This is a genomic window from Microbacterium natoriense, from assembly GCF_030816295.1.
Taxonomy (GTDB): Bacteria; Actinomycetota; Actinomycetes; order Actinomycetales; family Microbacteriaceae; genus Microbacterium; species Microbacterium natoriense_A.
This window is the reverse complement of the sequence record NZ_JAUSXV010000001.1, coordinates 717,290-737,159: the sequence shown is the minus strand read 5'-3', so window position 1 is coordinate 737,159 and position 19,870 is coordinate 717,290. Positions and strand designations below refer to the sequence as shown.

Annotated in this window: 19 protein-coding genes; 10 read left to right on the top strand and 9 right to left on the bottom strand. The window is 67.0% G+C overall.

The features are described 5' to 3' along the window. Positions 1 to 23 precede the first annotated feature (23 nt). Positions 24 to 854, top strand: coding sequence for an AAA family ATPase (locus tag QFZ53_RS03510; protein WP_307299347.1), 831 nt, complete (start codon positions 24 to 26; stop codon positions 852 to 854). Positions 855 to 1,015: 161 nt separating this feature from the next. On the opposite strand, the gene QFZ53_RS03505 is transcribed toward QFZ53_RS03510, so the two are convergent. After that, on the bottom strand, positions 1,016 to 3,520 hold the full coding sequence (locus tag QFZ53_RS03505) for an ABC transporter permease (RefSeq protein ID WP_307293541.1): 2,505 nt from the start codon (positions 3,518 to 3,520) through the stop codon (positions 1,016 to 1,018). Beyond that, positions 3,520 to 4,290, bottom strand: coding sequence for an ABC transporter ATP-binding protein (locus QFZ53_RS03500; RefSeq protein ID WP_307293539.1), 771 nt, complete (start codon positions 4,288 to 4,290; stop codon positions 3,520 to 3,522). The genes QFZ53_RS03505 and QFZ53_RS03500 overlap by 1 nt, the downstream gene beginning before the upstream one ends. A 108-nt stretch (positions 4,291 to 4,398) precedes the next feature. Here QFZ53_RS03500 and QFZ53_RS03495 point away from each other — a divergent pair, with 108 nt between their 5' ends. The 7 genes from QFZ53_RS03495 to QFZ53_RS03465 all read left to right on the top strand — a co-directional run bounded on the left by QFZ53_RS03495 (position 4,399) and on the right by QFZ53_RS03465 (position 9,980). Next, positions 4,399 to 5,631, top strand: coding sequence for a sensor histidine kinase (locus tag QFZ53_RS03495; protein ID WP_307293536.1), 1,233 nt, complete (start codon positions 4,399 to 4,401; stop codon positions 5,629 to 5,631). Next, positions 5,619 to 6,257: a LuxR C-terminal-related transcriptional regulator gene (locus QFZ53_RS03490; RefSeq protein ID WP_292906887.1), complete on the top strand. Its 639-nt coding sequence runs from the start codon at positions 5,619 to 5,621 to the stop codon at positions 6,255 to 6,257. The genes QFZ53_RS03495 and QFZ53_RS03490 overlap by 13 nt, the downstream gene beginning before the upstream one ends. A 165-nt stretch (positions 6,258 to 6,422) precedes the next feature. Beyond that, positions 6,423 to 6,767: a PadR family transcriptional regulator gene (locus tag QFZ53_RS03485; RefSeq protein ID WP_292906885.1), complete on the top strand. Its 345-nt coding sequence runs from the start codon at positions 6,423 to 6,425 to the stop codon at positions 6,765 to 6,767. A gap of 1 nt (position 6,768) precedes the next feature. Then, positions 6,769 to 7,137 carry a DUF1048 domain-containing protein gene (locus tag QFZ53_RS03480; RefSeq protein WP_046011859.1) on the top strand — a complete coding sequence of 123 codons (369 nt, stop codon included), beginning with the start codon at positions 6,769 to 6,771 and terminating at the stop codon, positions 7,135 to 7,137. After that, positions 7,134 to 7,937, top strand: coding sequence for an ABC transporter ATP-binding protein (locus tag QFZ53_RS03475; RefSeq protein WP_307293527.1), 804 nt, complete (start codon positions 7,134 to 7,136; stop codon positions 7,935 to 7,937). The genes QFZ53_RS03480 and QFZ53_RS03475 overlap by 4 nt, the downstream gene beginning before the upstream one ends. After that, on the top strand, positions 7,934 to 8,701 hold the full coding sequence (locus tag QFZ53_RS03470; RefSeq protein ID WP_307293524.1) for an ABC transporter permease: 768 nt from the start codon (positions 7,934 to 7,936) through the stop codon (positions 8,699 to 8,701). The genes QFZ53_RS03475 and QFZ53_RS03470 overlap by 4 nt, the downstream gene beginning before the upstream one ends. 202 nt (positions 8,702 to 8,903) lie before the next feature. Next, positions 8,904 to 9,980, top strand: coding sequence for a substrate-binding domain-containing protein (locus tag QFZ53_RS03465; protein WP_307293521.1), 1,077 nt, complete (start codon positions 8,904 to 8,906; stop codon positions 9,978 to 9,980). A gap of 64 nt (positions 9,981 to 10,044) precedes the next feature. On the opposite strand, the gene QFZ53_RS03460 is transcribed toward QFZ53_RS03465, so the two are convergent. Next, the gene (locus tag QFZ53_RS03460) at positions 10,045 to 10,998 is read right to left on the bottom strand and encodes an AlbA family DNA-binding domain-containing protein (protein WP_307293518.1); all 954 of its coding nucleotides are present in this window, start codon (positions 10,996 to 10,998) and stop codon (positions 10,045 to 10,047) included. A 95-nt stretch (positions 10,999 to 11,093) separates the two neighbouring features. On the opposite strand from QFZ53_RS03460, the gene QFZ53_RS03455 reads away from it, so the two are divergent. Both QFZ53_RS03455 and QFZ53_RS03450 read left to right on the top strand, forming a co-directional pair. Continuing rightward, positions 11,094 to 13,547 (top strand): polysaccharide lyase 8 family protein, encoded by a 2,454-nt coding sequence (locus tag QFZ53_RS03455; protein WP_307293515.1) that lies wholly within the window; start codon positions 11,094 to 11,096, stop codon positions 13,545 to 13,547. Between the two features lie 21 nt (positions 13,548 to 13,568). Then, complete coding sequence (locus tag QFZ53_RS03450; protein WP_307293513.1) at positions 13,569 to 14,405, top strand: LamG domain-containing protein; 837 nt, start codon at positions 13,569 to 13,571, stop codon at positions 14,403 to 14,405. A 30-nt stretch (positions 14,406 to 14,435) separates the two neighbouring features. Here QFZ53_RS03450 and QFZ53_RS03445 read toward each other — a convergent pair whose 3' ends face one another. The 6 genes from QFZ53_RS03445 to QFZ53_RS03420 form a co-directional block, all read right to left on the bottom strand. Beyond that, entirely contained in the window at positions 14,436 to 15,443 is a 1,008-nt protein-coding gene (locus tag QFZ53_RS03445; RefSeq protein ID WP_307293511.1) for a hydroxyacid dehydrogenase, read from the bottom strand. Next, positions 15,440 to 16,354 carry a carbohydrate ABC transporter permease gene (locus tag QFZ53_RS03440; protein ID WP_307293508.1) on the bottom strand — a complete coding sequence of 305 codons (915 nt, stop codon included), beginning with the start codon at positions 16,352 to 16,354 and terminating at the stop codon, positions 15,440 to 15,442. The genes QFZ53_RS03445 and QFZ53_RS03440 overlap by 4 nt, the downstream gene beginning before the upstream one ends. Beyond that, positions 16,351 to 17,280 (bottom strand): carbohydrate ABC transporter permease, encoded by a 930-nt coding sequence (locus tag QFZ53_RS03435; RefSeq protein ID WP_307293505.1) that lies wholly within the window; start codon positions 17,278 to 17,280, stop codon positions 16,351 to 16,353. Before QFZ53_RS03435 ends, QFZ53_RS03440 begins: the two co-directional genes overlap by 4 nt. A 68-nt stretch (positions 17,281 to 17,348) precedes the next feature. Continuing rightward, the gene (locus QFZ53_RS03430; RefSeq protein ID WP_307293502.1) at positions 17,349 to 17,528 is read right to left on the bottom strand and encodes a hypothetical protein; all 180 of its coding nucleotides are present in this window, start codon (positions 17,526 to 17,528) and stop codon (positions 17,349 to 17,351) included. Further along, on the bottom strand, positions 17,518 to 18,648 hold the full coding sequence (locus QFZ53_RS03425) for an ABC transporter substrate-binding protein (protein WP_307293499.1): 1,131 nt from the start codon (positions 18,646 to 18,648) through the stop codon (positions 17,518 to 17,520). Before QFZ53_RS03425 ends, QFZ53_RS03430 begins: the two co-directional genes overlap by 11 nt. Positions 18,649 to 18,751: 103 nt before the next feature. Further along, positions 18,752 to 19,843: a substrate-binding domain-containing protein gene (locus tag QFZ53_RS03420; RefSeq protein ID WP_307293497.1), complete on the bottom strand. Its 1,092-nt coding sequence runs from the start codon at positions 19,841 to 19,843 to the stop codon at positions 18,752 to 18,754. Positions 19,844 to 19,870 lie beyond the last annotated feature (27 nt).

Sequence of the window (19,870 nt, the reverse complement as noted above, 5' to 3'; positions counted from 1 at the left end):
TTCCTCAGCGGCCACTTCGACGAATTCAGAGAAGCACCACCACCCCACGCAGACACGCGGCCAGCGTTCGTGACCACGCGGGAGCACCGCCGGTTCACGGAGTTCGCAGACACCGTCCGCTCGCACCGCTACATCGGCCTCTGCTACGGACTCCCGGGATCGGCAAGACACTATCCGCCCGCCACTACGCGGGCACCGATGAATGGGAACAGTGGCACCCGCTCTCGCGCAGCGCAGGAGCGCTGCCGCCCGTGCCCGAAGCAGTCCAACAGAGCCGAACCGCGTTCTTCACCCCAACCGTCGCCGCCACGATCAAGCAGATCGACCAAGGCCTGCCCCGAGCCTGCCAACACATCTCCTGGGCCATCGACTACGCCCAACACGGCCATGTCGACCCCTACGTTCACGCCGAATCCCAATACAGCGGGAACACCGAACTGCTCATCATCGACGAAGCCGACCGGCTCAAAACCGCCGGACTCGAACAAGTCCGCGACTTCTACGACCGTCACCGAATGGGCGTCATCCTCATCGGCATGCCTGGCATCGAGAAACGCCTCGCCCGCTACCCCCAGCTCTACAGCCGCATCGGCTTCGCCCACGAGTATCGCCCCCTCCGCAGCGACGAACTCACCGCCGTCGTCGCGCAGCGACTCCCTGGCCCGGACCCCGACAACGCGGGTCTCGCCCACACGGCAGCTCTCGCCGCGATCGTTCGAGCGACCAACGGAAACTTCCGGCTGGCCGACCGGCTCGTCACCCAGGTCAACCGCATCCTCAACATCAACAAGCACACCCACCTCACCCCCGAAGCCGTCGACGCCGCCCAGGAAGCCCTGCTTGTTGGACGCTAAACGGCGCCGAAAACACGACACCTACCGCCGCGATTCACAGCGGTAGGGATCTTCATCGTTTCTTCCTTCAGTCGTGGGTGAGCGTGGCGGCCGAACTGTCTGCGCAGGGACAGGATACCCCATGGGGGTATCCTGTCCCTGCGCACCCCGAGATCCGATCCCTACTGCCGCGATCCGATCTCGTCCACCGGCCTCGTGCGCATCGCCGCATGGGTGGCTACCGCCAGGGCCACCAGGGCGAGCGCGCCCATCGCGCCGACGAGAATGGCGCCAGGCACGAGCGGCAGCATCGGAACCGGCTGACCGGTGATGCCCATGCTCATGCCCACCAGAGGCGGCACGGAGATCGCGACCCCGAAGAGCGTCGCGATCACCACGAGCATCGACGCCTCCGTCCTCATCATTGCGCGGACCTGCCGCCGTGAGGCGCCGATCAGCTGAAGCAGCGCGAACTCCCGGGAGCGCTGGGCGGTGGCCATCATCAGCGTGTTCACGACGGCGATCGCGATGTAGCCGAGGATGACGATCAGCGCCACCGCGTTCACCCAGCCCTGCTGCGATCGGCCGTCGGCTCCGGCGGCCGCCACGCCGCCGGCGCCGCTCACGACGAACCCGTCCGCCTCGAGCGCCGCCCGCAGACTCTCCGCATCGCCATCCGCGTCGATCAGCGCGAGGCCGCTCATACCGGTCGTCGTGTGCGCGCGCACGACGTCTCCCGACATCGTCACGTCTCCGAATCCGAGGCCGCGCTCGTAGATCGCGACGACTTCCGCCTCGAGCGGTGCTCCGTCTCCGAAGCGGCCGACGAGGGTGTCGCCGACGTCGAGGCCGAGCACCTGCCGGGCATCGGTGCTGAGCGCCACCCGGTCGGGGCCTCTCAGGTCGAGGGCGCCCTCGCGCACCCGCAGATCGATCGTGCTCGAGGCGACGGCGGAGTCGATGCCCTGCAGCACGAAGTCGGTACGGGTGATCTCCTCCTTGCCCAGCTCGTGGTGATCGAGCACTGCCTGGCTGACCGTGACCGGGTTCACCGCGGCGACGCCGGGAAGAGAGGCGATGCGCGCCACGCCCGCGTCTGACAGCCCCGCCGGCGCGGTCACCCGCAGGTCGGCGATCACTCCGGCACTCGTCTGCGCCGCAGCCTCGTTCGCGACCATCGCCGGAGCTCCGAGTTGCACCAGCCCGAGCGCGATGCCGAGCGCGATGGGGGTGATGGCTGCGGCGAGCCTGCGGGCGTCGGCCGTTCCGTTCGCCGATGCGAGGAAACCCGGCGCGGAGAGCCGGCCGAGCAGCGCGCCGGCGAGGCGTACGACGCGGTTCACGAGCAGCGGACCGAGCAGGGCGAGCGCGATGATCAGGATGATCGAGGCTCCGGCGGCGGCGCCCGCGGCGCTCTGACCACGGATCGCGAGGGGAATGCACGAGAGCATCACGCCGGCCGCGGCGAGGACGACGCCCGTGATGATTCTGGCTCGGCCGATTCCGACGGGCCCGGTGGCCGACTCTCGCAGGGCCTCGACGGGATCGATGCGAGCCGGCCGGCTGGCCGCGATCCGCGCCGCTCCCCACGCGCTGGCGAGCACGAGCAGCACAGCGGCCACGGCCGGCAGCGCGCTGACGGCGAGCGCGAAATCGCCGGGGATGACACCGGCCCGGACGAAAGCGCTCTGCAGCACGGAGGCGAAGAAGTACCCAGGGACGACTCCGATCACCGCGGCGACGGCCGAGACCGTCAGAACCTCGCGAGACACCAGGCGATGCACCTGCGCAGAGGTCGCTCCGACCGCACGCAGGAGGGCGAAGTCACGTCTGCGGGACTGCACCGAGAGGGAGAGCGTGCCCGCGACGATGAACATCGCGACGAGCAGGCAGGTGCCGGCGAACGCCGAGCCGATCGTGACGAGTGACGCGCGCGCGGCTCCGGACTCGAGAAACTCGACGTCGCCCCGTGAGGAGCCGGTGACCGCATGGAGCGCGGGGAACCGCTCGGAGATCACGCCGGCGACCGCCTCTGGTGACGCTCCCTCCCCGACGAACACGCCGAGCGCCTGGGCGGCGCCCTCGCCCGGGTCGAGCTGGGCGATCCGCGGCGCGCTGAGGAAGACGTGCGGAACCCGTTCCGTCGTGACCGCAGCCTCCGCGATCCCGACGACCCGATACTCTCCCTCCACGCCGCCGTATGACAGCCTCAGCGTGTCGCCGACGGCGGTCGAGGACGAGCCGGTCACGACGACCTCCAGCCGGCCGCTCGGCTCGGCGCCCTCGGTGATCCGGAATCCGCTCAGCGCGGATGCCGACCACGGGTGCGCCTCGACTCTGCCGTGGTCGCCCGTCAGCACGACCGTGACGTCGGCGACGACCGATTCGACGCCGGGGAGCGCAGCGATCGCCTCCTGGGCATCGGCCGGGAGCTTTGCCCGCTCGGTGAGAGGCACGGGGAGATCCTCCGGCACGTCGACGGACTGCGCGCCGCCGACGACGACCTCGGCGCTCGTATAGCGCTCCGGAGCGAGGCCTCCCCGCATCCCGGACTCGACCAGGATCCCGAGGCCGGTGATGAGCGCCGCCGCGACGAGCGTCGATACGGCGACGCCGACGAAGCCGGCGCGGTGATGCCGCAGATCGGCACGGACCAGCTGGCCGAAGCCGACGCCTGCGGCCGCCATCACCATTCCCCCAGAGCGCTCATGCGATCTGTGATCTGCGCGGGCGTGGCGCCGTCGAGATGCCCGGCGAAGGCGCCGTCGGCCAGGAAGATCACACGATCGGCGTGGGAGGCGACCACGGGGTCGTGGGTGACGACCACCACTGTCTGATCCATCTCACGAGCGGAGTGCGCCAGCAGCTCGAGCACCTGCTTGCCGGAACGCGAGTCGAGCGCGCCCGTCGGCTCGTCGCCGAATACGACGTAGGGACGCGTGACGAGAGCCCGCGCGATGGCGACTCGCTGCTGCTGTCCGCCCGAGAGTTCGGAGGGCCGCCGGCGTCGGCGATCGGCGAGCCCTACGGCGTCGAGGAGGAAGTCCAGCCAGCGCTGCTCGACGGCGCGACCCGAGAGGAGCAGCGGCAGCGTGATGTTCTGCTCCACGGTGAGCGCCGGGAGGAGGTTGTAGGCCTGGAAGACGAAGCCGACGTGATCGCGTCGAAACGCCGTGAGCGCCCTGCGACGCATGGAGGAGATCTCGGTGCCGCCGAGGCGGACCGTGCCGGTCGTGGGGGTGTCGAGCCCGGCCGCGCAGTGCAGCAGGGTGCTCTTGCCAGACCCTGACGGTCCCATGATCGCCGTGAACGTGCCGCGTCCGATGGCGAGATCGACGCCAGCCAGAGCCGTGACCCCGCTGGGACCTGAGCCGTACTTCTTGACGACGGATTCGAGACGCAGCGCCTCGGTGGGGTGGGACGTGGCCGGGGCGCGGCCCGGGAGCAGAGAGGTCATGCTTCGACGCTAGAGACGACGAAAAGACGCCCCCATCCTGCGGGCCACCCGATCGATGGTGGTGCTGGCTATACCGTGCGCGGGAACAGCCTGCGGCAGACTGGCAGGATGCGATCACGGATGCTGAGCTGGCTGCGCGACTGGCGATTCGTCGCCGTCGAGGCCGCGGCATCCGTCGTCTCGGTCGTCCTGTTCTGCGTCGGGCTGACGCTCCTGCCGCTGATGCTGATCACGGGTGGCGTCCTGCTGATGCCGGAGGTGGTGAAGGCGCTGCGGTCGTGGAGCGACAGCGCCAGGCTGCGGATCGGCCGGCGACGGGGCGAGGTCATCACCGGCACGCCCGCCGCCCTGTCACCAGGATCGAGCATCGATGAGAGGCTCCGGTTCGCGTTCTCCCGCTCCGCGGGTCGCGACGCGCTCTGGCTCACGGTGCACGCGCTTCCCGTGTTGTTCGTCTCGCTCACCGTCGTGTCGATCCCGCTCGGCGTCGTCAGCTCTCTCGCCGTGCCGTTCTATTGGTATCTCGTCCCCGCGGACGATCCGCTCCGCGTTCCGTACCCGGTGACCTCCTGGGCGCTCGCGGCGACCATGCCGCTCATCGCCGCGGCCTATGCGCTCGTCTCATGGTGGCTGATCCCGGCCACGGCACGGCTGCTGTCCGGACTGTCGGCACGGCTCCTGACGGCCCCCGAGGTGTCGCGCCTGGCCGCACGGGTGGACGCGCTGACTCTGAGCCGGGCCGCCGCCCTCGACGCGCACGGGGCCGAACTGCGACGGATCGAGCGCGACCTTCACGACGGCGCGCAGAACCGCCTGGTGAACGTGGTCATGATGCTCGGGATCGCCGAGCGGGCGCTCGAGACCGGCGCCGGAGACGTGTCCGCGCCCCTTCAGCGCGCGCAGGAGGCCGCAGCCGAGGCGCTCGCCGGCCTCCGCCGTACGGTGCATGACATCTATCCGCCCATCCTCGACGAGCTCGGCCTCGAGGGGGCGCTGGCCTCGCTCGCCGGGCGCAGCATCGTCCCGTGCACTCTGGAGGCGACGGACATCGGACGAGTCCCCGCCGCCGTCGAATCGGCGAGCTACTTCGTCGTCGCCGAGGCGTTGACGAACATCAGCAAGCACAGCCGGGCGACTCGCGCGGTCGTGCGGGTCACCCGCGAGGGAGACCGCCTGCGCATCGCCGTCGAGGACGACGGTGTCGGCGGAGCGATCGAGCGGCCGGGCGGCGGGTTCGCCGGCATCCGCCGCCGCTTGGAGGCGTTCGAAGGCGCCATGAGCCTGGACAGTCCGGTCGGGGGACCGACGTCTCTGAGAACGGAGCTTCCGTGCGGATCGTGATCGCCGAGGACGACACCCTGCTGCGGGAGGGCCTCGCGCTGCTCCTGCGCAGCGAAGGCTTCGAGGTGGTGGCGGCCGTCGACAACGGCGATGACTTCCTCGCCCGCCTCGACGAAGCGGATGCCGCCGTGGTCGATGTGCGGATGCCGCCGACATTCACGAGCGAGGGGCTCAAGGCCGCCGCCGAGGCGCGGGCACGTCGCCCCGGATTCCCGGTGCTGGTGCTCTCGGCGTACGTGGAAGACAGATACGCCGGGGAGCTCCTCGCGGCCGGTGCCGATGGCCTCGGCTACCTGCTGAAGGAGCGTGTGGGCAAGGTGTCGTCCTTCGTCGACGCGCTGCGCCGCGTGGCCGCGGGCGGAACGGTCATGGACCCCGAAGTCATATCCCAGTTGATGAGCAGGCGGCGCGCCGACGACCCGGTGCAGACGCTGACGCCTCGCGAACGCGAGGTCCTCGGGCTCATGGCCGAGGGGCTCGACAACCTCACGATCGCCGCACGGCTCTTCGTCTCCGAGACCGCAGTGAGCAAGCACATCGGCAACATCTTCGCCAAGCTCGGACTCGCCTCGAGCGACAGCGGGCACCGGCGGGTGCTCGCCGTGCTCGCCTACCTGCGCGACTGACGGGCATCCGAGCACCACAGCCGGGATTCTCCGCTTCACGCACGGCCATCTTCGGAGTGCGTGAAAATTCTTTGGTATTCGGTGTTGCTAAGTACCAGTACTCAGTGTTACTTTGTACCGGTACCCAGCAACACTGAGTACCGAGACCAAGGAAAGGAGGGCCTGATGGGCAAGCAGATGACCGAGATGCTCAAAGGCACCTTGGAGGGCCTCGTTCTGGCTCTCCTCGCCGAGCAGCCGGCATACGGATACGAGATCACCACGCGACTGCGCGACCACGGGTTCGCCGACATCGCCGAGGGGACGATCTACGCGCTTCTCGTGCGGATCGAGCAGAAGAGCCTCGTCGACGTCGAGAAGGTTCCGAGCGAGAAGGGGCCGCCACGCAAGGTGTACTCCCTCAACGCACAGGGCCGCGAGGAACTCGAGGATTTCTGGAAGACCTGGAACTTCCTCGCGCAGCACATCGAACAGCTGAACACCACCACCACGAGCAACAAGGAGAACTGACATGGCCGCGAAGTGGATCGAAGCGATCACCGGATCGCTCGAAGAGAAGAAGCAGTACAAGCAGGCTCAGGCCCGCATCAACGCCCTGCCCGAGCCGTACCGCGAGATGGCGAAGGCCCAGCAGCGCTACAACATGTACTACGGCGGCGTGACCGACGGAGACACCATCGTGAAGATGTTCCTCGACATCGCCGACCTGTGGGAGCGCGCCGCGATCGACGGCACGCCGGTCAGCGCGATCGTCGGCGATGACCCGGTCGAGTTCGCCGAGAACTACGCCGCGGCCTACGGCGGGCGGCAGTGGATCGACAAGGAGCGCGCGCGCCTCATCAAGGCGTTCGACGACGCGAAGAAGAAGGAGGAGTCATGACGAACGCAGCCATCTCGGTGCGCGGCATCGAGAAGTCGTACAAGGACCTGCACGTGCTGCGCGGTGTCGACTTCGAGGTGCAGAAGGGGTCGATCTTCGCCCTCCTCGGCTCGAACGGCGCCGGCAAGACCACCATGGTCCGCATCCTCTCCACACTGTTGAAGGCGGATGCAGGCACGGCCACCGTGCAGGGCCACGACGTGGCCTCCGATCCGCTCAAGGTGCGTCAGTCCATCAGCCTCACCGGGCAGTTCGCCGCGGTCGACGAGGTGCTCACCGGACGTGAGAACCTCGTGCTGGTGGCCAAACTCCGCCACCTCCCCGAGGCGGGGAAGATCGCCGACGAGCTGCTGGCGAAGTTCCGGCTGACGGATGCCGGCGGCCGCAAGGCCGGCACCTACTCCGGCGGCATGCGCCGTCGGCTCGACATCGCGATGAGCCTGGTCGGCCACCCCGAGGTCATCTACCTCGATGAGCCGACCACAGGCCTCGACCCCGAGGCGCGCATCGAGGTGTGGGGCGTCGTCAAGGAGCTCGCGAACACCGGAACCACGGTCCTGCTCACCACGCAGTACCTCGACGAGGCGGAGCAGCTGGCCGACCGCATCGCGATCCTGCATGAGGGCCGCATCATCGCAAACGGCACGCTCGCCGACCTCAAGCAGCTGCTCCCGGCCGCGAAGGTCGAGTACGTGGAGAAGCAGCCCACCCTCGAGGAGATCTTCCTCACCCTCGTCGGCACCTCTGCCGGCCCTTCGACAGACTCAGGGACCCAGAATCAGAGAGGAAACGCAGCATGAGCACGCACTTCGTCGCCGACACGGCGACTCTCACCGGCCGCTCCATGCGGCACATCTTCCGCAGCGCAGACACCATCATCACCACCGCGGTCACCCCGATCGCGCTGATGCTGCTTTTCGTCTACGTGTTCGGAGGGGCGCTCCAGCAGAGCACCGGCACCGAGAACTACGTGAACTATCTGCTTCCCGGCATCCTGCTGATCGCGATCGCGTCGGGCATCGCCTACACGGCGTTCCGGCTGTTCACGGACATGCAGTCGGGCATCTTCGAGCGGTTCCACTCCATGCCGATCGCCCGATCGAGCGTGCTGTGGGCGCACGTGATCACGTCTCTCGTCGCGAACATCATCACCCTGGCGATCATCTTCGCGGTCGGATTCCTGATGGGCTTCCGCACCGGGGCGAGCGTCACCGCCTGGCTCGGCGTGATCGGCATCCTGTTGCTGTTCACCCTCGCCCTCACCTGGCTGGCGATCATCGCCGGACTCGGCGCGAAGACCGTCGACGGCGCGAGCGCGTTCTCGTACCCGCTCATCTTCCTGCCGTTCATCAGCTCGGCCTTCGTGCCGACCGACACCATGCCGGGCCCGGTGCGGTGGTTCGCCGAGAACCAGCCGGTGACCTCGATCGTCAACACGATCCAGGCGCTGTTCGCCGAGAAGCCGGTCGGGAACGACATCTGGGTGGCACTCGCCTGGTGCGTCGGCATCCTCGTCGTCGCCTACGTGCTGGCGATGGTCTCGTACCGCAAGAAGATCAGTTGATCTCGCCAAGCGAGACGGAACGCTCCGTCCGGGGATACTCCCCGGCCGGGGCGTTTCGCCGCGCTCGGCGGCGGTCCGGGTTCGCGCTTGCTCGCAGACAGACCGTCGCCTGGCTGTTGCCCTCAGGGAAGATCCAGTACGTAGTGAGGACGACGGACATGCAAAACGGAAGATCGACCAGTAGGATCGCGAGAACTGAGAGGTGACATTGCTGGCGGCAGATCGACGAGCGCTGATCATGAGCGAGATCAGAGTACGTGGATCCGTCCGGGTGATGGAGATCGCGCGACGTGTGGACGCCGACCCGGTGACGGTCCGCCGTGATCTGGTGAAGCTCGAGCAACAGGGTTACGTCACCCGCGTCCATGGAGGTGCAGTTGCTCCGACTCGTCAAGGTGAAGGCCGGCAGTATCACCGCCCATTGACGATCGGGATGATCGTCCCGACGACGAACTACTACTTCCCCCCGGTGATCCAGGGAGCCACCCGCGCCGCTGCGGCGGCGGGTGCCAGGATCGTGCTCGCGATCTCGAATTACGACGAACGCGAGGAGGTCAGTCTGGTACGACGGATGCTCGCTAGCAGCATCGATGGCCTGTTGTTCACGTCGGCCCGCGCAGAGTGCGACGAGGAGTTGCTCGCACAGCTCTCAGCCGCGTCGATCCCGGTCTGCTTCGTGGAGCGCGCTGTGCCGTCGTTGTGGTCGGACTCTCGGCTCGAGGCGGTGCGGACAGATCATGCCGCAGGTGCGGCAGCCGCTGTGCGGCACCTGGCCAATCTCGGCCATCGTCGCCTCTTCGTCGCGGTACGCTCGGACTCGGCGACAACCCCCTGGCTGACTCAAGGTGTTCACGACGCGGTCCGCGCGTCGCCGGTGCAGCTGGTGTCCGCCCCTGTGCTCCTGAACGGCCACACCGGCCCGGCCCGCGCAGCGGAATTGCTGGATCTCGTGTTCAGCGGTTCAGCCGACTCGATCATCGTGCACAGCGATCAGGATGGGATCGCCATACAGCAGGCTGCGGAGGCTCGAGGAATCGAGCTTCCGGAGGCGCTTTCGATGATCGCCTACGACGACGAGGTCGCTGCGTTGGCTCCAGTACCGCTGACCGCCGTCGCCCCGCCGAAGTTCGATGTGGGCGCCACGGGCATCGCCGTGCTCATGCGCCGCCTGGAGTCGACCAATCGGCTGGTCGGCCCGGCGCTGCAGCGGATCACGCTGCAGCCCACGCTCAATGCACGGCTCTCGGTCGAGGTGTGGAGCGAGCCGATGGGACGATGAAGGATGCCTGTAAGGCGTCGGCCCTGCTCGCCGGTCCTCTAGGGAGCGACGCACGACTGAGCTCCTATTCAGGACTCGGCTGCGTCGTGTGCACAGGCCGTCGGCGGAATCGGGTGATCGAGTGGGCTCCGCGCGCGATCCTCACGTCATTGCCCGCACCATTGCCTCGGACCGCAGCGCGAAGCTGCGCAGCCATGGTCCTGCCGATTCCCAGGGGCCACCGGAGCATCACGTACTCCGCCGTCTCTTCAAGGCCCAATTGACGGGTCGAATTGCCTGTTCGGACCCAGAACTCCGACCGCTCGTTGCGGCCCGCGTTGAGATAGACCGGAACCGGGGAGCTCGGGCACGACACGCGGCAGACGAAGGTGGGCGCCCCGTCGACGACGGCCGGCGTGAAGTCGATGACGGGCAGCGTGGCCGCGTTCTGCCCCAGACGCGTTGAGAGCAAGTCGCGCAGCCAGAGTTCATAGCGGTCCACGTCCGGCCGTTGCATCAACGAGAAATCTCGCTCGAGCCCGAGAACCCGTCCGTCGTCGGACACTCCGATCAGCAGGGTCCCGCCGTCGGCGTTCAAGAAGCCTGTGACGGTCTTCGCGATGACGAGCTCCAGTCGCTCGTCGCGCTGTTTCGTGTGCAGGTTCCAGCGCGCCGATGATTTGAACTCGACGAGATGAGACTCACCCAGGCGTACCAGTTCGAAGATCCCGCCCTCTGGGAGCGGGGGCTGAAAGCGACGCGCCACGAGGGTGAACAGCCCCAGGAGGAGCACGGTGCAGGCGATGGAGAGAAGCAGCACCTCTATGCTCCACGGCCGTGAGTCCTCGAAGATGAGCCCGCTCAGCAGCAAACCCAGCGAGAGCCCGAGGACCGAGAGGACGACGGTGGTCGGTGTCGTCAATGTGATCCGACGCCGAACGATCCAACGAGCGATCTGTCCGATGAGGAAAGCGATGAGCAGCATGACCGGGAGCCCGATTCCGAGGACGATGAGCGATTCTGGACCGGGTGCACGCATGAGATTCACGATAGTGCAGGGGGTGATTCTCCCCCTCGTGCACGGTTTTGCACGAGTCGACATGAGCACTTGCGGATGCCTCATATCCTGCGTGGATGAACAATGAGCGTTCAACGTCAGAGTCCACGTCATTGGTGTCCGGATTATCACGTCGCCACTTTCTCAGCATCTCCGGAGGCCTGGCGATCGGTTTGGCCGTCGCCTGGGATGCCTCGCCCCTGATGTCGACGTCTGCGTCCGCGTCCGCCGACGAGAGCGAGTTCGCCGTGCTGCGCGCGGCCTGGAAGGACTTGAGCCTCGGCGTCGGCTTCGATCCGGCGCGTCAGCCGTTCACATCCAAGCTCGCAGCCCTCGGCCGACAGGCCAGAACGCAGCTCGGCTCCTTGGCTCCCGCGCCGGGTGCCCTGTGGCCGGACCTGGTTTACGGAGATCCGGAGCCGGACACCGATTCGGACTCGTTCGCATTCAGCGGCCGGATGACGGCGACATTCAACCGGCTGCGCTCGATGGCAGAGGCATACGCCCAGCCGGGGACGGGTATGACGAATGATCCTGCACTGAGGCAGGGCATCCTTGCGGGACTCGACCACATGACGACCGATGTCTTCCGCGAGGGGACGCCGGGATACGGCAACTGGTGGGACTTCCAGATCGGCGCCCCGCAGGCGCTGATGGACACGGCGGTGCTGATGTTCGCCGACCTGACGCCGGATCAGCGTGCCCGCTACTGCGCCGCTGTCGACTACCACCTGCCGGACTCGATCGTCGCCTCTTACACCGAGAACAGTACGGGCGCGAACCGCGTCGACCTGTGCCGCGGCATCATCCTCAGCGGCATCGTCTCGGAGAACCCCGCGCGGATCGTCCTCGGACGCGATGCCCTCTCGCCGGTGTTCCCGTATGTCTCCTCTGGCGACGGGTACTACGCCGACGGATCGTTCATCCAGCATCTGAGCATCCCGTACATCGGCGGCTACGGGGCCGTGCTGCTCGATGGACTGGGCAGACTGTTCGCGCTGCTGGCCGGGTCGAGCTGGGAAGTGACCGATCCGAACAGGCAGCTGTTCCTCGACACGATCGAACGCTCGGTCGCACCGTTCATCTTCTCCGGCCTGATGATGGACATGGTCTCGAGTCGTGGCGTCACGCGTCCATCCGGCACGCAGTTCACTCGGGCCCATCCGATCCTGGCGGCGATCGCACTCATCGCCAAGGGCGCCGATCCGGCCCAGGCGGCACGGTGGCGAGGTCTCGTGAAGGGCTGGCTGGAACGCAACACCCATGACCCGGTCCTGACCACCGGAAACACGACCCTCAGCCGGCTGGCCTATCTGCAGGAGGTCTGGAGTTCACCGACGGTGGCGGCGCTGCCCGAACCGGTCGAACATCGCATCTTCCCGCAGATGGACCGGGCCACCCATCGCCGGCCCGGGTGGGCGATCGGGATCTCGATGTCCTCGGAGCGGATCTCCCACTACGAATGCGGGAACGGCGAGAATCTGCGAGGCTGGCACACCGGCGCCGGATGGGTGCAGTGGTGGTCCTCCGACACGATCTCGCAGTACGCCGACGGCTACTGGCCGACGGTCGATCCCTACCGGATGCCGGGCACGACCGCGTCGTTGAAGCCGCTTCAAGATGGCGAAGGGGGCGCGTGGGTCAAGCCGCGCCCGTCGACGAAATGGGCCGGCGGGACGACCGACGGCGAGTTCGGGGTGACGGGTCAGCATGTGCAGGGCCTGTCGAGCACGATGGAGGCTCACAAGTCCTGGTTCAGCCTGGATGCCGGGTTGCTATGCCTCGGCAGCGGCATCAGCAGTTCCGACGGCTACGCTGTCGAGACCACGGTGGAGAACCGGCAGATCTCCAGTTCGGCGCCGACCGGGTTCGTGGTCGACGGTGTCCGGCAGCCGGATGCCCCTGGATGGTCTGCCGATCTCACGGACATCGGTTGGGCCCACATCGAAGGGCATGGGGGCTATGTGTTCCCGGGCCGAGCGAGCGTGCGGGCCACGCGTCAAGACCGCACTGGCCGGTGGCTCGACGTCAACACCCTGTTCGGCACACCGGCTGCGGTCACCCGGCGTTACCTCACCTTGAGCATCGATCATGGTGAGGATCCCTCGGGAGGAGGCTACGGGTATCTGCTTCTGCCCGGCGCGACTCAGCGCGAGACTCAGCGAGCCGCCGGCGCCCTGGTCGACCAGTTCGACGTCCTCGAACGGACACCGGACTGCCATGCGGTCGAGGTTCGTCGTCTCGGGTTGATCGCCGCCAATTTCTGGTCCGCCGGCACCGCAGGCGGGATCACGGTCAGCCAGCCCGTCAGTGTCCTGGTGCGGCGCAGTCAGGGAGTCGCCACGATCAGCGTGGCTGATCCTGCGCGACAGGCCAGCGGGCTGGAACTCGTGTGGAACACGCCGGTCACTCGGGTGCTGTCCCAGCCGGGTTCCGTCGAAGACATCTCGACCGGTTCGGCACTGCGCATCCGATTCGGCGACCTGACCGGGAGCGCCGGAGCAACGCAGCAGGTCTCGGTCAAGCTCTGATCCATCAAAAAGAAGGTCACCATGATCAGTCGAAGAAGTCTGCTCAGTGTCGGCATCGGCATAGCCCTCGGCCTCACTCATGCACCCCAGCCGAAGGCAGTCTCGGTCTCCGGCTACGATGACCTGGTCCTGGCCGATGGCCCGGTCGGCTATTGGCCCATGGCTCAACCGGCCGCCGGGTACGAAACAGACCTGACCGGTCGTGGACGCACCGGCTACTACACCGGGCCGACCACCACGGTCGCGATGCCGAACCAGGATCGCGCCGCGGTCTTCGACGGGATCGACGACTTCTTCCAGATCGCCGATCAGGCCGACTTCAGCATCTCCACCACCCGACGATTCACGTTCGAGGCATGGCTGCAGCCGCATACGCTGCAGTTCACCGACGACGAAGCGACCGGATACGTCCACTTCATCGGCAAAGGAATGGGCTCCGGGAGCCAGGAGTGGGCCGGACGGATGTACTCACAGGTCAACGCCGAGAATCGACCGAACCGGCTTTCCGGCTACGCCTGGAACCTCAGTGGCGGCTATGGGGCCGGTGCGTACTTCCAAGATGCGGTGACGGTCAACCAGTGGATCCACTACGCGACGACGTTCAACCTCGACGAAGGCGCCTACGGCACGGTGCGCATCTATAAAAACGGCGTGCTTCGTCAGACCAGGGACCTCGTCTATGAGCCCGGCACCGCGAACGAAGTCGTGGTCACGCCCGGTGACGGCACCGCGCCGGTCCGCGTCGGTTCGCGCGATGGAGCCTCCTTCTTCAAAGGTGCGATCGCCAAGGTCGCGCTGTACAACAAGGCAGTCAGCGGTTCGGCGCTGGCCGCTCACTATTCGCAGATGTTCGCCTGAGCAGCGGACGAGGGGCGCGCAACCGCCGGTTCACGCCGTGATGGCGAGGAGCTCGGCTTCGACCTCGTGCTCCAGCGGACGGCCGGCGACGAGACGGCGGAGCTCATCGAGCGCCACTTCGGCGAGCCGGCCCAGTTCCGCGCCGAGGGATCCCGCGACGTGCGGAGTGAGGAACGCATTGTCCGAGGAGTAGAGCGGATGCTCTGGCTCGAGGATCCAGGGGACGGTGACGTCGAGGATCGTGAACAACTCGCCGGAGACCACGCGACGTGTGAGCGCCGCCTGATCGACGATCTCACCGCGGGCGGTGTTCACCAGCGTCGCTCCCCTACGCATCAGCCCGATCCCTCGGGCATCTACGAGATCGAAGGTCGAGGGGAGCGACGGCGCATGGATCGACACGATGTCGCTCGTGGCGAGCAGCTCATCGAGTGCGACCTGGTGCACGCCGAGCTCGCTCGCCCCAGCCTGGGAGAGGAACGGGTCGTAGACGACGACCTCGAAGGCGTAGGGGCGCAGCATCTCGATGACGAGGCGCCCGATCTTGGAGGCGCCCACGATGCCGACGCGCTGACCGTAGTTGCCCATGCCGGGGAATGCGGCCTCGACGTCGAAGTCATCGCGCTCGGTCCGGTACCGAGCCGCGATGGGCAGCACCTTCTTCCCGGCGAGCAAGATCATGGCGACGGTGTACTCGGCGACCGGCACCGCATTCGCCGCAGCCGCGGTGCTCACACGGATTCCGCGCTCGAGCACGCCCGAACCGAGATACGCCTTGACCGAGCCCGCCGCATGCAGAACGGCCTCGAGCCGGGGAGCGGCGGCGAGGACGGCGTCGTCGATCGGCGGAGCGCCCCAGCCCGTGACGAGCACGTCGACCTCGGCGAGGACGCTGCGCGCAGCATCCGATTCGTACTCGGTGAGGTACCCGGCGATGTCGGCGATCTCTCCGAATTCACGGATGCGGTCATCCGTAAACACCCGAGGACGGACGGTCTCGCCCATCGCGAAGGCGATAACCGGGCGCCGGATACTCATTTGACGCTCCCTGCCGACAACCCAGCCCGCCAGAAGCGCTGGAGCATCACGAACGCGATGACCAGTGGCACAATCGAGACGAAAGATCCTGCAATGACGAGGGTCGCGAACTCGGGGTTCTGCTGCACCTGGCTCTGCCACAGCGCGATGCCGACGCTGGATGGGAACAACTCGCGGTTCTGCAGCATGATCAGCGGCAGCATGAAGTTGTTCCAGATGCCCACGAACTGGAACAGCGCGATCGTGACGAATCCCGGCACGAGCATCGGCAGCCCGACCTGGAGAAAACTGCGGACCGGGCCCGCGCCGTCGACTCGAGCGGCCTCGAGAGTCTCCGCGGGGAGATATCCGGCGGAGAACACGCGCGCGAGGTACACGCTGAACGGGTTGCAGAGCGTGGGTATCAGAACTGCCCAGATCGTGTTGGTGAGCCCGGCCGACGCCGCGAGGAGGTACAGCGGGATCACCGTTGCGGTGTTGGGGATGAGTACGCCGACGAGCACAGCGGCGTAGAGCGGGCGCTTGCCACGGAACTCGAACTTGTCGAACGCATAGCCCGCCATCAGCGAGATGAAGCCGCCGACGATTGCGCCGACGCCGGCATAGAGGACGCTGTTGGCCAACCAGCGGAGGAAGATGCCGCCGTCCTTCTGCAGCAAGTGCTGCATGTTGGCGAGGAAGTGGGAGCCGAAGGTGAAGGCGTCGCCCGAGTACAAGGCACCAGCATCCTTGGTCGCCGCGAACACGAGCCAGAGCAGTGGCAGCACCATGTACACCGCACCGAGCACCAGCAGTCCGTTGACACCGACGATCGAGAGGGCACGCCCCCCGCCGAGGCGCCGTGGCCGGGGCGCTCCGGGAGGAATCGGGGCGGCTCGATGCGAGGTCGGGCGGTCGATCACGGCGGTCATCGCGTCAGCTCCTTCGAGGTGAATCGGGTGACGACCCAGGACATCAGGCCCGCGAGCAGGGCGAGGATGATGGATGCCGCAGCCGCCTGCGGCAGGTCGTTGCGGGTGAACGCCGCGTCATAGGCCCACATGTTGGGCACCCACGTGCTGGTGACCGCTGTCGTCGCGGACGAGAGGATCTTCGGTTCCGTGAAGAGCTGGAGCGAACCGATCACCGTGAACAGGAGCGCGACGCCGATCGCAGGCCAAACCAGCGGGGTCTTGATAGACAGCGCTGTGCGGATCTCACCGGCACCATCGACGCGCGCCGCTTCGAGGATCTCCCGCGGTAGGGCCTGGAGGGCCGTGAACAGGATGATGACGTTGTAGCCGGCCCACTCCCATACAGCGATGTTCACCATCGACGGCAACACCAGCTGGGCGGAGAGGAAGTCGATGGCAATGCCTCCGGATTCCAGCGCCTTGACGATCGGGCTCACCCCGGGGGTGTACAGGTACGCCCAGACGAGTGCCGCGATGACGCCGGGCACGGCGTGCGGCAAGAAGAGGAGGAGCTGGAACGCCCGCTTGGCGTAGGCGACGGTCGCATCCAGCAGGAGCGCGAGAACCAGCGCGACGGCGAGCAGCGCCGGCACGTACAGGATGCAGTACACGGCGAGGCGCCCGAAACCATCGGTGAACGTGCGGTCGGACAGCACCTGGACATAGTTTCCGAGACCGACGAACTCGATCGTGGCCCCGCCGAAGCCAAGGCCGCTGCGCTTCTCGGCGAAGAGGCTCAGCGACACAGCGTAGATCACCGGGGCGATCATCGTCACAGCGAAGAGCACGAAGAAGGGGATCAGGAAGACCGAGGCCGCACGGCCTCCCGTTCCCGGGATGGTCTTCCTCAACGCCCGCCGCTTCGCGAAAGCCGGAGTTGTCATCGTCTATGTCCTTCGGTCGAAGCCGTCCGGCGGGCGTCGCTCTGGACACCCGCCCGACGGCTTATCCGTCATTCCTTGATGTCGAGGCCGAGCTTCTCGAGGCCGTCCACCGTCGTCGTCTGTGTCGTCTCCAACGCATCACTCAACGTGGCCGATGCCGTGACGGCATCCTTCAGCGCCGTGCTCGTGAGGTCGTACTTCGGTCCCCAGGCCCAAGGCCCCAGGTTCTTCGAGGCTTCATCGAACACCGCATAGATGTCGTTGGCGTAGTAGTCGACCGGGGCTACGGAGGCCGCGATCTCGCTGAGCCCGGGGAAGGCAGGATAGGCAGTCCCCACCGCCCCACGTGCCTTGATCGCATCCGGGGAGGGTAACCAGCCACTCGAGGAAGACCGCAGCCGCTGCGGCGTTGTCGGAGTCCGCGGGGATCGCGAAGCTAGTGCCACCGCTGAGCGCACCGGTCTGCTCACCACCCCACGACGGCGGCGCCGCCGCAATCCATTTGCCGGCTTGCCCCGCTGCCTCAGTGCGTGTCTTCAGCCCCGACGCGCTCCACGAGCCGCCGACCCAGGCGTTGACGACACCGCTATTAAGATCAGCGACCCATTCGTCGCTGTAGCCGAGCTGCTTCTTGACCAGGCCCTCGTCGATGAGGCGCTGCCAGTAGTCCGCGACCTCCTGCGAACCTTTGTCCTCGATGCCGACCTTCCAGCTGCCGTCCACGACGCTGAACCACTCCGCTCCCGCCTGCCACGACATCGGCGCGAGTTGCGGCTCGTTCGTGAAGAAGCTCGTCAGGTAGGCGTCGGGGTTGACGGCCTTGACCGCGCGGGCTGCCTCCTCGAACTCGTCCCAGGTCGTCGGCACCTCGACACCGGCGGCGTCGAGGACGTCCTGGCGATACCAGATGATCATCGGGGGCGCATCGTAAGGGAGCGCATAGGCCTCGTCTTCGAAGGAGACGAGGTGACGCACCTGTTCGTCGTACTCGCCGAGAATTCCGTCAGACACCAGGTCATCGATCGACTGCACCTGCTCGGCGGCGACGAAGCCGGGAAGCCGGTCGTACTCGATGCCGACGACGTCAGGACCGCTGCCGGATTCGATGGCCGCGGAGAGCTTCGTGTAACCCCCGTTCGCCCCGTTCGGGATCTCTTCGAAGTTGACCGTGATGTCGTCCTGACTGGCGTTGAATGCTGCGGCGACATCAGACATGCCGCTCAGGAACGACCAGAAGGTGATCTCGCCCTTCGCTTCGGCCTTCGGCTTCTCCGTGGCAGGGGCTGGCGCGCTGCCGGCACAACCGGCAATCATGACCGAGGTGGCGATCAACGCGACCGCGGCAGTGGAGGTGCGGCGCAGGGACATAGGCGGGTTCTCCTTTGAATCGGGTGACCTTGCGAAAACCGATTCTCCGGCATGCCCGAACATTACCCAAGCGTTAGCCGCCGACTCTAACAAAATCTAACAACTAGATGGAACGGACGGTCGACTCCCTGACCACGAGCCCCGGCAGCAGCGACATCCGCACCACGGTGTGCGCGGCATCCGGCACCTGACGAAGCCGGTCGAAGCAGAGCCGCAGCGCCGCATGACCGAGCTCGTGCTTCGGCGGGGCGATCGCGGAGAGCGACACCGCGGCGAACGCGGCCACCTCGTCGTCATAGGCCATGATCGCGAAATCATCGGGGATGCGCAGCCCGCGCTCGAGCACCAGATCGGTGAACGCCATCGCGTCTGCGTCACCGAGCAGCACGGCCGCGGTGATCCGCGCCTCGAGGCAGTCGTCGAGCAGCTGCCGGAGCGCACCCATCGAGATGCCTCGTCCCCCCTGCGGATCCGGGAGCTCGCAGCGCAGCTGGCGCTCCAGAGGCAGCCCCAGATCGGCCACCGCCTTGCGGTAGCCGACATCGAGACCGGCCGCAGTCGCCGACGGTCGCGCGGCAAGCGCGATGCCCTCGTGCCCGTTCGCGGCGAGATGCCGTACCGCGAGTTCTGCCCCGTAGGCATGGTCGGTTCGCACCCACTCCAGTCGCCCGGCCACGCTCTCATCGACGAAACGCTCGACCATGACCACGGGGATATCCGCCCGCTCGAGCAGGCGCTGCAGCGGGGATGCCTCGAGGATCGCATCATGGGGGGTGACCATCAGCGCGTCGACACCGGCCGCGATCAGGCGCTCGGCCTGGCGCAGTTCCTCATCGGGCGAGTAATTCGTCGCGCCGACGACCAGCCGGCAATTGAGTTCCCCGGCGGCCTGACTCGCCCCGCGGATCACCTCGGGGAAGTAGTAGTCAATGGTGGGCACGATCATGCCGATCGTCGCGATGGGCCGCACCCTTGCGACGCCGCCGCCTTCGGTGCGCGCCTGCTGCTGCGCCACAGCCAGCGAGACCGCTCCGCCGTGCACCCGCACGAGCAGCCCGCGCTCCTCCAGTGTCACGAGATCGCGCCAGAGTGTCATCGAGGCGACGCCGAGGCGTGCGGACAGCGAGGAGCTTTGCAGCGACCCGCGTAGCTCGAGCTCGCGAAGGATCGCATCGTGGCGTGCCGCCGCCGTCATATCCCACCCCCGCTAGGATCTGTCGAA

Excerpts from the sequence above, each read along its gene's own strand:
- QFZ53_RS03505 (WP_307293541.1), bottom strand. The coding sequence starts at position 3,520 with ATGGCGGCCGCAGGCGTCGGCTTCGGCCAGCTGGTCCGTGCCGATCTG.
- QFZ53_RS03500 (WP_307293539.1), bottom strand. The coding sequence starts at position 4,290 with ATGACCTCTCTGCTCCCGGGCCGCGCCCCGGCCACGTCCCACCCCACC.
- QFZ53_RS03495 (WP_307293536.1), top strand. The coding sequence starts at position 4,399 with ATGCGATCACGGATGCTGAGCTGGCTGCGCGACTGGCGATTCGTCGCC.
- QFZ53_RS03485 (WP_292906885.1), top strand. The coding sequence starts at position 6,423 with ATGGGCAAGCAGATGACCGAGATGCTCAAAGGCACCTTGGAGGGCCTC.
- QFZ53_RS03480 (WP_046011859.1), top strand. The coding sequence starts at position 6,769 with ATGGCCGCGAAGTGGATCGAAGCGATCACCGGATCGCTCGAAGAGAAG.
- QFZ53_RS03475 (WP_307293527.1), top strand. The coding sequence starts at position 7,134 with ATGACGAACGCAGCCATCTCGGTGCGCGGCATCGAGAAGTCGTACAAG.
- QFZ53_RS03470 (WP_307293524.1), top strand. The coding sequence starts at position 7,934 with ATGAGCACGCACTTCGTCGCCGACACGGCGACTCTCACCGGCCGCTCC.
- QFZ53_RS03460 (WP_307293518.1), bottom strand. The coding sequence starts at position 10,998 with ATGCGTGCACCCGGTCCAGAATCGCTCATCGTCCTCGGAATCGGGCTC.
- QFZ53_RS03455 (WP_307293515.1), top strand. The coding sequence starts at position 11,094 with ATGAACAATGAGCGTTCAACGTCAGAGTCCACGTCATTGGTGTCCGGA.
- QFZ53_RS03450 (WP_307293513.1), top strand. The coding sequence starts at position 13,569 with ATGATCAGTCGAAGAAGTCTGCTCAGTGTCGGCATCGGCATAGCCCTC.
- QFZ53_RS03445 (WP_307293511.1), bottom strand. The coding sequence starts at position 15,443 with ATGAGTATCCGGCGCCCGGTTATCGCCTTCGCGATGGGCGAGACCGTC.
- QFZ53_RS03440 (WP_307293508.1), bottom strand. The coding sequence starts at position 16,354 with ATGACCGCCGTGATCGACCGCCCGACCTCGCATCGAGCCGCCCCGATT.
- QFZ53_RS03435 (WP_307293505.1), bottom strand. The coding sequence starts at position 17,280 with ATGACAACTCCGGCTTTCGCGAAGCGGCGGGCGTTGAGGAAGACCATC.
- QFZ53_RS03425 (WP_307293499.1), bottom strand. The coding sequence starts at position 18,648 with ATGTCCCTGCGCCGCACCTCCACTGCCGCGGTCGCGTTGATCGCCACC.
- QFZ53_RS03420 (WP_307293497.1), bottom strand. The coding sequence starts at position 19,843 with ATGACGGCGGCGGCACGCCACGATGCGATCCTTCGCGAGCTCGAGCTA.